Below are 14,548 nucleotides of genomic sequence, written 5' to 3' on the forward strand. Positions count from 1 at the left end.
AATTGAATTAAATTATACAACTGCTTTCAGCTTCGTTTGCTTTAACAATAAAAAAGCTAAATGCAAGCTGTACGGCTTGCTATAGAATAAATATTTCCATCATGCTCTAACTCTATTGCAAGTTAATAACTATTAGTTTAATTTTGAGGATTTATTTTAGTTTCACGTGTAACACAGTTTAAAATCATAAGTTCAAATTTTCAATTTTGACAATATCTACAACTTTTTACTTCTGTATTATACAAAATCACTTGACTTTTTCACTACAATTTAAATTTACTTTTTCCTTGTCTACCACTATATCTCGTATTAAACTAAATAAGAATCTATATATTGTATTTAAGAAAGAACGTGATCCAAGTTATTGTTTTAAGTGGGCCAATTGGAGCCGGTAAATCCAGTTTAACTAGTATTTTAGCTGAGCACTTAGGTACACAAGCCTTTTACGAGGGAGTTGATAATAATCCTGTTCTTCCTTTATATTACCAAGACATGAAACGCTATACTTTTTTGCTCAACATCTACTTGCTTAACCACCGTTTAGCACAAATTAACCAGGCAATTCTAGAAAAAAACAGTGTTTCTGATCGTTCGATTTATGAAGATGCACTATTTTTCAAAATGAATGCAGATAGTAAAGTGGCAGACCCTACTGAATTTAAAATATATGATAGTTTGCTAGAAAATATGATGGAAGACACTCCGGGCAATCCTAGCAAAAAACCCGATTTACTAATCTACATTCATGTTTCCCTGGATACTATGCTTAAGCGCATTAAAAAACGTGGACGTTCATTTGAGCAAATCAGTACTGATCCCAGTTTAAAAGATTACTATGCCAGGCTAATTAAGTATTACGAGCCTTGGTACGAAAAATATGATGCATCTCCCAAGATCAAAATTGATGGCGATAAATATGATTTCATTTGCGATGAAGATGCCAAAAAAGAAGTTTTAAGTCAAATTGATGACAAGTTGCATGCAATAGGCAATTTAGAATAGAGAAGGAACGTGATGACAGTTATTGTTTTAAGCGGGCCAATTGGAGCCGGTAAATCCAGTTTAACCAGTATTTTAGCTAAGTATTTAGGAACTAAACCTTTTTATGAAAGTGTCGATAACAATCCTGTATTGCCACTTTTTTATGCTGATCCTAAAAAATATGCATTTCTACTCCAAGTGTTTTTCCTAAACACTCGTTTTCGTAGTATCAAGGATGCATTAACCGATGATAATAACGTTCTTGATCGTTCAATTTATGAAGATGCTCTTTTCTTCCAAATGAATGCAGACATTGGTCGGGCTACTAAAGAAGAAGTTGATACATATTATGAACTGCTCAATAATATGATGGGTGAACTTAAGCACATGCCAAAGAAAAATCCTGATTTGCTTGTTCATATTAAGGTTTCATATGACACTATGATTAAAAGGATTCAAAAACGAGGACGTCCTTATGAACAGCTGAGCTACGACGCAACGCTGGAAGATTACTATAAGAGACTTTTGCGTTACTACAAACCCTGGTATGAAAAATACGATTACTCTCCTAAAATAGAAATAGATGGTGACAAACTAGACTTCATTACTGATGATCATGCTAGAGAAATTGTACTAGATCAAATCGTTGCCAAGTTAAAAGAAATGGGCAAACTACCTAAGTCTTGGGACAAGTCTACAGCTATTCAAATCGAGCAACAATAAATCATTTTAAAGAGTCATTAGCTACAGCTAGTGGCTTTTTTCATGTCATGCTTATTAAACTAACTATCAGCAAATTACAAATTTCTATATTAATTAAATAAAATTTCGAAAACTATGTTATGATTAAAACATATATTTTTTCACATATTTTTTTAATCAATTTATATAATTTAGCTGGTATTAAAAGAGTTGCCCTATTAGTCTCTCTAATCAAATTAATTTCAGTAAAAAGGAGAAAAAATGAACTATATCCTTTCAATTATGCCCTCTTTAATTTCAGGTGCAAAGATGACATTAATTTTATTCTTTTGGACTTTGATTGTTTCTATTCCTTTGGGAATTATAGTCAGCCTAGGCTTGCTTTCGCATTTTAAGCCCTTAAGGTTAATCTTAAAATTTTACATTTGGATTATGCGGGGTACCCCTCTTTTGCTGCAATTAATTTTTATTTTCTATGGTTTGCCTATAGTCGGCATCATTTTTGAACGCTATGATGCAGCACTTTTCGCTTTTATTTTAAACTATACGGCATATTTTGCTGAGATATTCCGTGGTGGCTTTCAATCAATCCCTGTAGGTCAATACGAAAGTGCTCGCGTTTTAAGATTAAATTACTGGCAAACAATGACCCATATTATTATTCCTCAGGTCAGCAAAATAGTTATACCTTCAATTGGCAATGAAGTGATCAACTTAGTTAAAGATACTTCTTTAGTCTATGTCATTGGTTTGGGTGAACTCTTACGTGCTGGCAATGTTGCTACAGCAAGAGATGTAACGCTAATTCCTTTAGTGATAGTCGGTATAATATATCTATTAATGACAGGTATCGCATCATTTTTGCTGAAAAAAATTGAACACAATTTTGCAAAGTGGAAGTAAATTAGGGGAAACAATACTATGTTAGAACTTAAAAACATTACTAAAAAATTTGGCTCTCGTACGATTTTAAACAAGTTAAACTTAACTATTCCTGACAGACAAATTTTAGCCATTGTAGGACCATCTGGAGCAGGAAAAACTACTTTGCTGCGCTGCTTAAGTGGTTTAGAAAAAATTGATTCCGGTGATTTTTTGTGGGATGGGCAAAAGTTTGACCCAGCCGCTCCTGATAGCAAAAGTCATATTATCGGAGTAGTTTTTCAAAGCTATGAGCTTTTCCCCAATTTAACTGTAATCGAAAATATTACTTTGGCACCAACACTAGTTTTAAAAGAAAGTACAGATCAGGCACAAGCCCGTGCGCGAAAATTGCTTAAACAACTAGATTTAATTGGTAAAGAACAGCTCTATCCCTATCAGCTTTCTGGAGGTCAGCAACAAAGAGTAGCTATTGTACGTGCTCTAGCAATGGAACCCCATATTCTATGTTATGACGAACCCACTTCTGCTTTAGATCCTGCTTTAAGAACAAAAGTCGGAGAAATAATTTTAAAACTTAAAAATAATAACAACATGACGCAAATTATTGTCACTCATGACATGGAATTTGCCAGTCAAGTGGCTGATCAGGTATTCAAAGTAAAAGCATTAGATGATAAGAAGGTAATATAAGTGAAAACAAAGCGCCTCTTAGCCCTCATAACAACGCTCATCTGTACTTTATTTATCTCTGCCTGCAGTGGCATATCAGTTAATAGAAAAGCTAATGCAGTTGACAACTGGTCTCTTATAAAGCAACGCGGCTATGTTACAGTTGGTGTAGATGATACTTTTGTGCCCATGGACTTTAGACAAAAAAATGGTCAGTTAATTGGTTACGACGTTGATCTCGCAAATGCTGTTTTTAAACAATATGGTATTAACGTCAGTTTTCAAACAATTGACTGGTCCATGAATACTACCGAATTAAAAAACGGCACAATTGATCTTATATGGAATGGTTTTAGCAAAAACCCAGAGCGTGAAGCTAAGGTAAGTTTTAGTAAAACTTACCTATATACTTCTCAGGTATTAGTAAGTCTTAAAAAGAATAAAATTAATACCATTGCCGCAATGAAAAATAAGACTTTGGGCGTTCAAACTGGCTCTTCCGGCTATAATGACGTAATGAAATATCCGAAAGTTTTTAAAAATCATATTAAAAATCAGGATCCTATCCTTTATGATTCCTTCACTAATGCATTTATAGATCTAAATGCAGGTCGCATCCAAGGCTTGCTGATAGATAGCACCTATGCAAATTATTACATTTCACGGCAAAAACACCCGGAAAACTTTACTGAGATCGAAAGTCCTTTTCCAAAAGAAGAATTTGGTGTAGGCATGAGAAAAAGCGACTTAACCTTGCATAAGAAAATCAATTATGCCTTAGAAAAGCTGGCAAAAAATGGCACTTTAACAAAGATTAATCACAAATGGTTTGGTAACAAAGCTGAATCCCCTTTACTTCAAACAAAAAAGGATTAATTTAAATTGTCAAGTATTGCAGCTATTCCATCGTGATTGTTATCTAAAGTAGTTTTAAATTTCTTTTTCAAATCTTGTGGTGCATTCCCCATTATTACAGGATGACCAACTGATTGAAGCATTTTTTCATCATTATAATTATCTCCAAAAGCCCAGCACCTTTTTAGTTCTATGCCAAAAGACTGGGCTATTACTTTTGCTCCCTGACCTTTAGAAACTCGTTTAACAACAACCTCTAACAAATTTGCGGCAGATTTCACTATATAGAATTCTGGATAAAGCTTTCTGAGTTCCTTTTGAGTATCATCTAATAAGCTTGGTGTTCCCATGAGCAAAATTTTATGTACATTTTCAAGACGTTTTATTTCAGTAATTGAACTGGGTTGTGCTCTAAATTTAACAATTTTTTCTTCATTTTCAACCAAATCATTATTATTACCTGGGAAATAATACCAATTATCACCGCTATAAACATTCCACACCACGCCATTATTCTGACGTTCTATATAAGTACAAATGCTTGCAGCTTTTGAAGAGGACATAAAATGCGAATCAAGAATGTGACCTTTCTTATCCAAAACCAAAGCTCCATTGTAGGCAACCATCGGACATGACCTGGTAATTTCTCCCACAACGGACATAATTGCCTTAGGCATCCGTGCAGAAACTGGTACAAACACATTGCCTTTAATAAGTTGATTACGAATAGCAAGTTTAGTCTTCAGTGTAACTTCTTGCTTTGAGTTGATTAATGTGCCGTCTATATCCGAAAAAATTAGTATCCCCATTTTTTCTCCTTACAGGATGCAGAATCCTTTACTGATTTATGTTTATTTTACCGATTAAAGTATTAGTTGGTCAATTTAACCAGAAGGGCTTTTATTAGAAAATTGTATTTATTTTACTATATTTTACACATATAATTCGTATTTACATTGTTTTAAATGAATGATAAACTGTTAAAGGCGTTAGATTTAATATAAAACGCGAACAATATTTTTGGGAGAGGTTAGATGAACTTTATAAAGAGTTATTTTCAACTCGATAAGTATAAGACTAATGTAAAAATTGAATTTCTTGCTGGATTAACAACTTTTATCAGCATGTCATACATTTTATTTGTTAATCCCAGTGTTCTGGGAGCCAGTGGCATGGATAAAGGAGCAGTCTTCACAGCAACTGCCTTAGCTAGTGCCTTGGGTACTGCAATAATGGGAATTGTTGCCAATTATCCTATTGGAGAAGCACCAGCCTTAGGAATCAATGCGTTTTTTGCTTATACCGTTTGCGTAGGCATGCATGTTTCATGGGAAACAGCCTTAGCTGCTGTTTTTGTCGCATCTATCATCTTTATTTTAATTACTATGTTTAAGCTACGGGAGATGATAATTAACGCTATTCCTTCCGATCTAAAATTCGCAATTTCTTCCGGAATTGGTTTGTTTATCGCTTTTTTGGGAATGCAAGACGGTGGCTTAATTGTAGCAAACAAATCAACTTTGGTTGGTTTAGGATCTCTTCATGATCCAGCCGTTTGGATTACTATTTTTGGCTTAATTGTTACTGTTGTTTTAATGATCTTAAATGTGCCCGGTGCTATTTTTATTGGAATGGTTTTAGCAGCTATCTTTGGTGTAGTTACAGGACAAATTTCTTTACCAACTAAAATAATTTCTGTTGCTCCAAGCATTGCCCCATCATTTGGTCAAGCAATTTTTCATGTTAAGGACATTAATACTTTACAGATGTGGGTTGTTGTCCTTACTTTTCTTTTAGTAACATTCTTTGATACTGCTGGGACCTTAATTGGTCTAGCTCAACAAGCTGGCTTTATGAAAGACAATAAGATGCCCCGCGTAGGCAAAGCATTGGCTTCAGACTCCACTGCTATGATGGTTGGTTCAGTTCTAGGAACCTCACCAGTAGGTGCATTTGTCGAATCTAGTGCCGGTATTGCAGTTGGTGGTAGAACAGGCTTGACAGCTGTCTTTGTAGCAATTTTCTTTTTAATTTCAATGATATTCAGCCCTCTCTTAGGGTTATTTACTACTCACGTCACCGCTCCGGCACTAATTATCGTTGGAGTTTTGATGGCTCAAAATACTGCTCATATCCAGTGGGATAAAATGGAAATTGCCGTTCCTGCCTTCTTAATTTTAATCGGTATGCCTTTAACTTATTCAATTTCAGACGGTTTAGCTCTAGGTTTAATAACATATCCTATTTGTATGGTTGCCGCTAAGAGAATAAAAGAAGTTACACCAATGATGTGGATACTTTTCTTCGTATTCATTGTGTTCTTATGGGTATTAAATTTTTAAACTTACTAATTGTTTTAAACGAATAATATGGTAAACTAAGCAAATATAAGGGTGTTTATCCGCCTAATATATTTGCTTTTTATTTTGAAGGGAGTCCTTTATGAAGACGATAGATTATAAAAAATTTATATTGCCACTATTGTTTGGTCTTATTATCTGGTTTACGACCCCAATTCGTCCTGCTGGAGTATCAGTTCAAGCCTGGCATATGCTGGCAATATTTATTGGAACTATCATTGGTTGTATTACGTTACCAATAGCTATTAGCGGTGTTACTCTAATAGGCTTTACTCTTACAATTTGCCTTGGGCTTGCACCCCTTGCCGACAAAGTTGTTAACGGTAAAGTTGTTGCAAAAGGTGCCATTGACGCATTCTCTAATTCATCTGCTTGGCTAATCGTTATGGCTTTTATGATTTCACGTGGTATTGTAAAAACCGGCTTAGGTCAGAGAATTGCTTTATATTTTGTTAAATGGTTTGGTCATAAATCCTTAGGCTTAGGCTATGCTATTGGTGCTATTGACTTAATAGTTTCTCCTGCAACTCCTTCAAACGGTGCTAGAGCAGGTGGCGTAGTATATCCATTAATTCAATCATTAGCAAATACATTTGACTCTAAGCCCAATGACCCATCACGTAAAAAGATGGGGGCATACCTGACTTTTACGGAATTTCAAGTTAACATTATTACTTCATCATTATTTATGACTGCGTGCGCACCCAACTTAATCGCTGTTGCACTTGCTGGTAAAGCAGGCGTGACTCTTAGCTGGATGCCATGGTTAATGGCCAGCATTGTTCCTGCAGCAATCTGTTTACTCGTTGTACCATATTTTGTTTATAAACTTTATCCGCCAGAAATTAAGGAAACTCCTAACGCTAAGGAGTGGGCTGATGGTGAATTGGCAAAAATGGGTAAACTTACTTTGCCTGAAAAATTAATGGCAGTTATTTTTGCAATTACATTAGTACTCTGGATGCTTTCCAGTACTCTAGGAATAGATGCTACATTAATTGCATTCATTTCCGTTTCACTTTTACTTCTTACAGGTGTATTAGCACCTAAAGACTTGCTAAGTGAAACCGGAGCTTGGAACATTTTGATCTGGTTATCTATTTTAGTATTCATGGCTGAAAAACTAACTCAATTTGGTTTGATTGGGTGGATATCAACTAGTATTTCCAGTGCAATGAAAGGTCTCAACTGGCTATTAGTTTTAGTAGTTTTAGCACTTGTTTTATTCTACACTCATTATTTGTTTGCAAGTGCTACAGCTCACAATTCAGCAATGTACCTGCCACTTTTAACTGTAGCTATTTCAGCTGGAGCACCTAAATTACTAGCGGCTCAGTTCTTAGCACTGTTTTCAGCAATCATGGGATCTACTACTCATTACTCCAGTCCTGCTGCATCAGTTTTAGCTTCTTCCGGCTATGTAAAACAAGATGAATGGTGGAAATTGAGTTTTATATTCGGTATCTTCTATATCTTAGTTTATGGCATAATCGGATTAGCTTGGATGAAACTAATTGGTATGTGGTAAACTGATAAAGCAAATCTGTACAGATTTGCTTTTTTTATTTCCCCGGAAATATTCTTTGCTTTACATGGCTTTTCTGAATTAATAAGTTATATACTAGATATATTAGTTCTTTATAATTTAAATATTTTTGGAGGAAAAAATGACGACATTAGACAAAGTCTTTCATTTAAACGATGCTCATACCACTGTTAAACGTGAATTAGTAGCTGCACTAACCACATTTGTCAGTCTCTCCTACATCCTTTTTGTTAACCCTAATATTTTGCACGCAGCAGGTATTAATAAGGGGGCAGCCTTTACAGTTACCGCAGTTTCAATTGCAATTGGTTGCTTTATTATGGGTCTAGTTGCTAATTACCCTGTAGCCTTAGCTCCTACACTAGGCAGTGCTGCATTTTTTGCCTACAATGTTTGTGGTGGAATGCATATTAACTGGCAAACAGCCTTGGCTGCTGTTTTAGTGGCCTCTATTTTGTTTATTTTGATAACGGTCTTGAAATTGCGCGAAATAGTAGTTGATGCCATCCCGCAAGATTTGAAATATGCCATCTCAGCTGGAATTGGTTTATTTATCGCATTTATAGGTTTACAAAATGGCAAACTAATAGTCAATAGCGATTCAAATTTAGTTACTTTGGGCAAGTTTAATTCACCAGCCGTTTGGATTACCCTCTTCGGCTTAACCTTAACAGTAATTTTAATGGCAATGAATATACCCGGATCAATTTTTATTGGCATGGTAGTAACTGCCGTATTCGGAGTTATTATTGGCCAGGTTGCAGTCCCCAAAGGTATTATAGCCAGTGCGCCAAGTATTGCACCTACTTTTGGTCAAGCTGTTTTTCATTTAAAAGACATTAATACCCCTCAGTTATTTATGGTGGTTTTGACGTTCTTATTAGTTACATTTTTCGATACTGCTGGTACTCTGATTGGCATGACTGAACAAGCGGGTATGGTTGATGAAAATGGTAAAATTCCCCGTATTGGAAGAGCCTTTATTTCCGATTCACTGGCAATGGTCGAAGGAGCTGTCTTAGGAACTGCTCCACTTGGAACTTCTGTGGAATCCAGTGCGGGAATTGCCATGGGTGGCCGTACAGGATTAACAGCAATTTTTGTAGGAATCTTTTTCCTGATTTCAATGATTTTTAGTCCACTTTTGGCAGTTATCCCTACTACTGTTACTGCTCCAGCATTAATTATTGTTGGGGTGCTCATGGCAGGCAACCTGAAGAAAATTGACTGGGATAAGTTTGAAATTGCCCTTCCAGCGTTTTTGACGGTAGTTGGTATGCCATTAACTTACAGCATTTCAGACGGTTTAGCTTTAGGCATGATTGCTTATCCGATTACTATGATCGCTTCTAAACAGGCCAAGAAAGTTTCACCAATGATGTATGTTCTATTAATCGTATTTGTCCTCTTTTTCCTGATCACAAATATGTAAGAATATCTGTCTAATTACAAAGGTCACTTTTTGAAGTGACCTTTTTGTTTATACTTAATTGATAAATTACACTTTATTTTTTATTTACTTGCTATTATAATTCATAAAAATATTTACATTTTATTCTTGAAAGAAGGTAAATTATCATGTCTAACACTAAGGAGAAATGGTTCAGCCGCTATATTGGCACTATTACGTTCTTTGTTGTTGCTTTATTAACTAGTTTTAATTCTAGCTTTTTCCCTTATTCAATTGCTGGAAGACTCTACGCCATTTTGTGGTTGGTCACATTCAGCTTTTTGATATTTGCCTGCGAATATTTGATTAATCACACTAACCTTGATAATAAAAATACTGCAAAAGCAGTAGTAAATTTTAGTATTTGGCTACTTGCAGCCTTAGTTTTAGTTATATTTATTTTAATTTTTTAAAAATGAACTTTTGCTTTTAATTCATTTTAGGTTATTTTTGCACGAATCGTCAAAATTTGTTATGTTAAGTAGCAGTTAATTCATTCAATGAAAGGGAAGTTGTAAAGTAGATTAAGTAGCTCGTATTTAGTCTATTATCATGAAAGAAAAAAAGACAAAAACAATTAAAAAAGATTATAAAAAGGCACCTCTTTCAAAAGTTCATTTACGCATAATGACTGCCATTGCTTTAGGGCAATTTACTTGTGGCTTTTCATTAGGAATTACTGGCGTAGCTATGAACAGTGCCGCCAAGTACATTCAAATTAGTAATATGTGGACTGGTTTGATTGGAGCTGGTGGTTTGATTGGTTTATCCAGCAGTGCTCTGATTGGACGCTTATCCGATAAAATTGGCCGAAGTCAATTATTGATGAGCAATATGTACGTTTTGGCCATTCTTTCTCTTTTTCATCCTCTGACAACCAGTCTTTCTTTAACATTTCTAATCAGGATTGGCATTGGACTGATGATGGCGATTGATTATACTGCTGGAAATGCTCTATTGACTGAATGGCTGCCTAAAGGCGAAGACAGCAAAAGGCAGAGTCATTTGTTAATCTATTGGGTTTTAGGCTTCATTGCCTCATACTTAACCGGTACATATTTGGTAGGCTATGGTAGTCATACCTGGCAGATCATTTTAGCAACAGGTGCTATTCCAGCATTGATTACTGCACTCTTTCGCAGCCTATTTCCATTGCCACCTTCACCCGGATGGCTTGCCAGCAAAGGTAAAATTAAAGCCGCTAACAGACTTATTGGTAGAATACTAGGTCATAAATGGGGCATCTCACGTCACTTTAAGCGTTCCAAAAAGGCTGGACAAACTTCATGGACAGTTCTTTTTAGTAAAAAATACTTACGCAGTACATTAGTGGGAGGAAGTTTTTATGCCTGCCAAACCTTTGCATTTTTTGGGATTAGTATTTTCCTACCAATTCTTTTGCAAGGCATGGACATTAGCAATCCTAAAGTTTCAGGAGATTTATACAATGTCAGCATGCTAGTTGGAATATTTTTAGGGATTTATCTTTTTAATCACCTCAGTCGCCGTTTGTTTTTAATCAGTAATTTTCTATTATCTGCACTATTAATAGGAATTCTAGCATTAATGCCTCATGTTTCTTCTTTAGTTAAAATAGTTATTTTTTCAATTTTTGCAGTCATTTTATCTTCAGGTTTGGTACTTGATTATCCTTATCCTACAGAATTATTTGACACTAAAGTTCAAGCAAGTGGCGTGGGAACTTGCATTACAATTAGTCGCATTGGCGCTGCTGCCGGTACATTTTTATTGCCAATTTTAACAGAACTTGGTGGACCCAACTTAGCAATGCTTGTTTGTGCTTGCGTTCTCTTTGTTGCTTTTGTTATTTGTTTAATCTGGGCACCAGAAACTTCACCTAAATATCTAAAAAAATAAAATTTGATATGATAAAAAAGCTAATAGATCACGTTTAAAAACGTAGATTTATTAGCTTTTAAAATTGTTATAAAAATGGAAGTTTATCTAATGATTTTCTTTACACCATTTAGCCATCATATTCTACTTTTTGCATTCGTTTTATCTGACTAAAAACATGTCCTCGTTGCCCAGCATCAAGAGTTAAAACCAAAGAATCACCTGCTTTAATTATAGACTGGCCATTGGGAACTACATATTGACCATCACGATATATTGCCTTAACCAATGTATGTTTAGGCCATTTCACCTGCATAATTTCTTTACCTGCTAATTGACTGTCCTCATAAATCGGCACAGTCAGTTGATCTGTTTTACCAGATATCACAGGAACATGATTTTTACTTTTCGACGACATTGCACGAGCCAAGGTACCGTAAATTGGGTCACCATTCAGGAGCATATCAACCAAAAGTGCAATAAAAGCTACAACTGCTAGTGGCATTAAATGAAGTAACGATCCTACCATTTCAGTAATTAACATTATTGCCGTGAAAGGAGCACGAATTACAGCTGCAAAAAATCCGGCCATTGCAAAAATAATCAAGTTTATCACTAATTTTGCCGGCAATAAATGTAATTGAACTAATATAAGACCGTAACTGGCACCAATCACAGCACCCATTGTTAATATGGGCAAGAAAATACCACTTGGTAGTCCTGAATCATAAGAAATAATGGAAAAAATAATTCTAACAATGAAGAAAAACAATAGTAATCCAACTATTTTCCAGCTACTATGACGAATAATACGTGGCAGCGCTAAAATTAAACGATTACCAGGTCCAGTGATTAAGGGCAAAAAATAAGCGATCGGAATTAATAGTGTCAGTGGAATTAATCCATACAGCCAACTTGGCAAGAAAGTAATTTTTGCGTATGTCTTTTTCCCTTTAAATAAACCAACTTTATATAGATGACCCGATAAGCCTAAAATCAAACCTAAGACAAGTAAGTAGCCATATAGTTTTACTGGAAAACTATGGCGATAAACAAGAGACAATGACGGTTTTTGACCAAAAATATTTGAAACAACAAAATCCGACACTAAAGCACCTGCAAGTGCATTTAACCAAATTCGTGGAGAAAAATTATGAAAAACTTCTTCAAGTACAAATAAAGCACCACTTAATGGGGCTCCAAAAGCTGCAGCTAATCCACTAGCGGCTCCTGTCGCTAACAACACCCTAGAATTTGTTTTTGACTCCTTAGTGGCCTCTCCAATGCCTTGACCGATAGTTGAACCTATTTGTAAAGAAGGCCCCTCAGGGCCTAAAAACAAGCCTGTGCTGATTACCAAAATGCCACCAATAACTTTACGCCACAATGTGGGCCACCACTTTAAAGTTAAATTTCCTGCAAGTTGCAATTTAACTTCAGGAATGCCCGATCCACCAACATGAGGATACTTTTTAACAAAATAACCGGCAATTAATCCTACTAAAGCAAGTCCAATAACAATCGGGATGAACCATAATGCATTCTGATGTGCCACGTGAAACAAATTAAGCCACAGCTTCGTCATCTTTCCTATGCCAAAGCGAAAGAAACCTACTATAAAGCCACTGAATAGTCCGACTAACATAGCTTCCAGTAAAAGTTTTATTTGTTCTTTTTTATCTTTCATATTACCCCCGCTTATTAATATGATTTAATATTAGCAAAAAACCAGTTAAGACTTAACTTTAACTGGTTTTAGTAGTTACACGTGTAACAATTTATTTTTCTTCATACCACTCAGTGTGATAAACGCCTTCACGATCATTTCTAAAGTAAGTATGAGCTCCAAAGTAATCACGTTGACCCTGAATCAAGTTTGCTGGTAGACTTGGGTTAAATATTGATTCCAAGTAATTTAGTGAAGCACTCAATGTTGGAGTAGGAATACCAGCTTTAGTAGCAAGTTCAATCACTGCGCGGAGTGCAGGAATGTTTTTATTCATCAAATCCTTGAAATAAGGGTCCTGGAACATGTTGTCGAGTTTTTTACCTTCAGCAAATGCTTTTTCAATATCTTTTAGCATTGATGAACGAATGATACAGCCGGCTTCCCAGGATTGGGCAATAGCCGGATAACGCAAGTCCCAGTTATATGCATCTGCAGCCATTTTTAATTGCTGGAAGCCTTGAGCATAAGCAACAGCTTGGCTTAATTGCAATGCTTTACCTAAATTATCAACTAAGTCCTGTGGAACTTCACCGTTCCACTTTATTTCCTTGCCTTCACGTGTAGTGGCCTTGGACATGAAACGGCTAATAACAGCTTCTGCAATAACACTGATTGGAACACCTAAGTGCACGCCATCTTCCAGCATCCAATTTCCTGTACCTTTATAAGAAGCAACATTCAGAATATGATCAATTACATGATCAGGTGTTAAATCGTCCTTTTGCTTTAAAACTTCAGCAGTAATTTCACTTAAATAAGCCTGAACTATTCCCTCATTCCAGTGAGCAAAAATAGCTGACATTTCATCATTTGTTTTTCCAGCCACTTTACGTAAGATATCATATACTTCAGAAAATTCCTGCATGATACCATACTCAATCCCATTATGTACCATCTTGACATAATGACCACTGCCTTCAGGTCCAATGAAACTAACGCATGGATGACCTTCAGAGTTTTTAGCTGCAATTGCTTCTAAAATCGGAGCTACTTTCTTATAAGCATCTTCATCTCCACCCGGCATCAATGCAGGACCATTTAAAGCACCTTCTTCACCGCCTGAAACGCCCATGCCAATAAAGTGAATACCATGTTTTTCCATTTCATGATAGCGCCTGTTAGTGTCGTGAAAGTTTGAATTACCTCCGTCAAGCAAAATATCGCCTTCATCCAAAAGTGGTAATAATTTTTGTAAAGTTTCATCAACTGGTTTACCAGCCGCAATTTGGATTAAAATCTTACGGGGTTTCTCTAAAGAATCAACAAATTCTTTCCAAGAATATGTTGGCTTCAACTTATCATCTTCATATTTAGCAAAAGCGTCTACTTCTGGTTTATCAATAGAAAAGCCAGAAACGGAAAAGCCATTATTTCTTACATTCAAAGCAAGGTTCTTACCCATTACAGATAAGCCTATAATCCCAAACTGTTGCATTTATAGTCCTCCATCATTTAAGTTTCATACTCTATCATTATACTTGTAAGACCGCAAAAAAGCGAAACTTTCAAAAGTT

13 protein-coding genes are annotated in these 14,548 nt (G+C 35.7%); 10 read left to right on the forward strand and 3 right to left on the reverse strand.

Annotation, left to right across the window (positions count from 1 at the left end; all coding sequences use genetic code 11):
- Nucleotides 1-351: 351 nt before the first annotated feature.
- From LACWKB10_RS02820 to LACWKB10_RS02840, 5 genes are all read left to right on the forward strand, one after another.
- A complete protein-coding gene (locus LACWKB10_RS02820) occupies nt 352-1,002 on the forward strand; it encodes a deoxynucleoside kinase (RefSeq protein WP_034978566.1) in 651 nt (216 codons plus the stop codon).
- Nucleotides 1,003-1,014: 12 nt separating this feature from the next.
- The gene (locus LACWKB10_RS02825) at nt 1,015-1,704 is read left to right on the forward strand and encodes a deoxynucleoside kinase (protein WP_034978568.1); all 690 of its coding nucleotides are present in this window, start codon (nt 1,015-1,017) and stop codon (nt 1,702-1,704) included.
- A gap of 240 nt (nt 1,705-1,944) precedes the next feature.
- Nucleotides 1,945-2,586, forward strand: a complete 642-nt coding sequence (locus tag LACWKB10_RS02830; RefSeq protein WP_034978570.1) for an amino acid ABC transporter permease — start codon at nt 1,945-1,947, stop codon at nt 2,584-2,586.
- An 18-nt stretch (nt 2,587-2,604) separates the two neighbouring features.
- Complete coding sequence (locus tag LACWKB10_RS02835) at nt 2,605-3,258, forward strand: amino acid ABC transporter ATP-binding protein (protein WP_034978572.1); 654 nt, start codon at nt 2,605-2,607, stop codon at nt 3,256-3,258.
- Nucleotides 3,259-4,113 (forward strand): amino acid ABC transporter substrate-binding protein, encoded by an 855-nt coding sequence (locus tag LACWKB10_RS02840; RefSeq protein ID WP_034978574.1) that lies wholly within the window; start codon nt 3,259-3,261, stop codon nt 4,111-4,113.
- Here LACWKB10_RS02840 and LACWKB10_RS02845 read toward each other — a convergent pair.
- Nucleotides 4,110-4,901 (reverse strand): Cof-type HAD-IIB family hydrolase, encoded by a 792-nt coding sequence (locus LACWKB10_RS02845; RefSeq protein WP_034978576.1) that lies wholly within the window; start codon nt 4,899-4,901, stop codon nt 4,110-4,112. The two genes, LACWKB10_RS02840 and LACWKB10_RS02845, sit on opposite strands and share 4 nt — an antisense overlap.
- Before the next feature lie 225 nt (nt 4,902-5,126).
- Between LACWKB10_RS02845 and LACWKB10_RS02850 the strand changes: the two genes are divergently transcribed.
- From LACWKB10_RS02850 to LACWKB10_RS02870, 5 genes are all read left to right on the forward strand, one after another.
- A complete protein-coding gene (locus LACWKB10_RS02850; protein ID WP_034978579.1) occupies nt 5,127-6,434 on the forward strand; it encodes an NCS2 family permease in 1,308 nt (435 codons plus the stop codon).
- 100 nt (nt 6,435-6,534) lie between these two features.
- A complete protein-coding gene (locus LACWKB10_RS02855; RefSeq protein WP_052060254.1) occupies nt 6,535-7,980 on the forward strand; it encodes a DASS family sodium-coupled anion symporter in 1,446 nt (481 codons plus the stop codon).
- Between the two features lie 139 nt (nt 7,981-8,119).
- A complete protein-coding gene (locus LACWKB10_RS02860; RefSeq protein ID WP_034978581.1) occupies nt 8,120-9,430 on the forward strand; it encodes an NCS2 family permease in 1,311 nt (436 codons plus the stop codon).
- Between the two features lie 146 nt (nt 9,431-9,576).
- Nucleotides 9,577-9,861, forward strand: a complete 285-nt coding sequence (locus LACWKB10_RS02865; protein ID WP_034978583.1) for a hypothetical protein — start codon at nt 9,577-9,579, stop codon at nt 9,859-9,861.
- Nucleotides 9,862-9,997: 136 nt separating this feature from the next.
- A complete protein-coding gene (locus LACWKB10_RS02870; RefSeq protein WP_369792479.1) occupies nt 9,998-11,326 on the forward strand; it encodes an MFS transporter in 1,329 nt (442 codons plus the stop codon).
- Nucleotides 11,327-11,435: 109 nt separating this feature from the next.
- On the opposite strand, the gene LACWKB10_RS02875 is transcribed toward LACWKB10_RS02870, so the two are convergent.
- Complete coding sequence (locus LACWKB10_RS02875) at nt 11,436-12,992, reverse strand: ClC family H(+)/Cl(-) exchange transporter (RefSeq protein WP_034978587.1); 1,557 nt, start codon at nt 12,990-12,992, stop codon at nt 11,436-11,438.
- Nucleotides 12,993-13,083: 91 nt separating this feature from the next.
- Complete coding sequence (gndA, locus tag LACWKB10_RS02880) at nt 13,084-14,469, reverse strand: NADP-dependent phosphogluconate dehydrogenase (RefSeq protein ID WP_034978589.1); 1,386 nt, start codon at nt 14,467-14,469, stop codon at nt 13,084-13,086.
- Nucleotides 14,470-14,548 lie beyond the last annotated feature (79 nt).

This window comes from Lactobacillus sp. wkB10 (assembly GCF_000760615.1).
GTDB lineage: Bacteria > Bacillota > Bacilli > Lactobacillales > Lactobacillaceae > Lactobacillus > Lactobacillus huangpiensis.

Excerpts from the sequence above, each read along its gene's own strand:
- LACWKB10_RS02825 (WP_034978568.1), top strand. The coding sequence starts at position 1,015 with ATGACAGTTATTGTTTTAAGCGGGCCAATTGGAGCCGGTAAATCCAGT.
- LACWKB10_RS02830 (WP_034978570.1), top strand. The coding sequence starts at position 1,945 with ATGAACTATATCCTTTCAATTATGCCCTCTTTAATTTCAGGTGCAAAG.
- LACWKB10_RS02835 (WP_034978572.1), top strand. The coding sequence starts at position 2,605 with ATGTTAGAACTTAAAAACATTACTAAAAAATTTGGCTCTCGTACGATT.
- LACWKB10_RS02845 (WP_034978576.1), bottom strand. The coding sequence starts at position 4,901 with ATGGGGATACTAATTTTTTCGGATATAGACGGCACATTAATCAACTCA.
- LACWKB10_RS02850 (WP_034978579.1), top strand. The coding sequence starts at position 5,127 with ATGAACTTTATAAAGAGTTATTTTCAACTCGATAAGTATAAGACTAAT.
- LACWKB10_RS02855 (WP_052060254.1), top strand. The coding sequence starts at position 6,535 with ATGAAGACGATAGATTATAAAAAATTTATATTGCCACTATTGTTTGGT.
- LACWKB10_RS02860 (WP_034978581.1), top strand. The coding sequence starts at position 8,120 with ATGACGACATTAGACAAAGTCTTTCATTTAAACGATGCTCATACCACT.
- LACWKB10_RS02865 (WP_034978583.1), top strand. The coding sequence starts at position 9,577 with ATGTCTAACACTAAGGAGAAATGGTTCAGCCGCTATATTGGCACTATT.
- LACWKB10_RS02875 (WP_034978587.1), bottom strand. The coding sequence starts at position 12,992 with ATGAAAGATAAAAAAGAACAAATAAAACTTTTACTGGAAGCTATGTTA.
- gndA (WP_034978589.1), bottom strand. The coding sequence starts at position 14,469 with ATGCAACAGTTTGGGATTATAGGCTTATCTGTAATGGGTAAGAACCTT.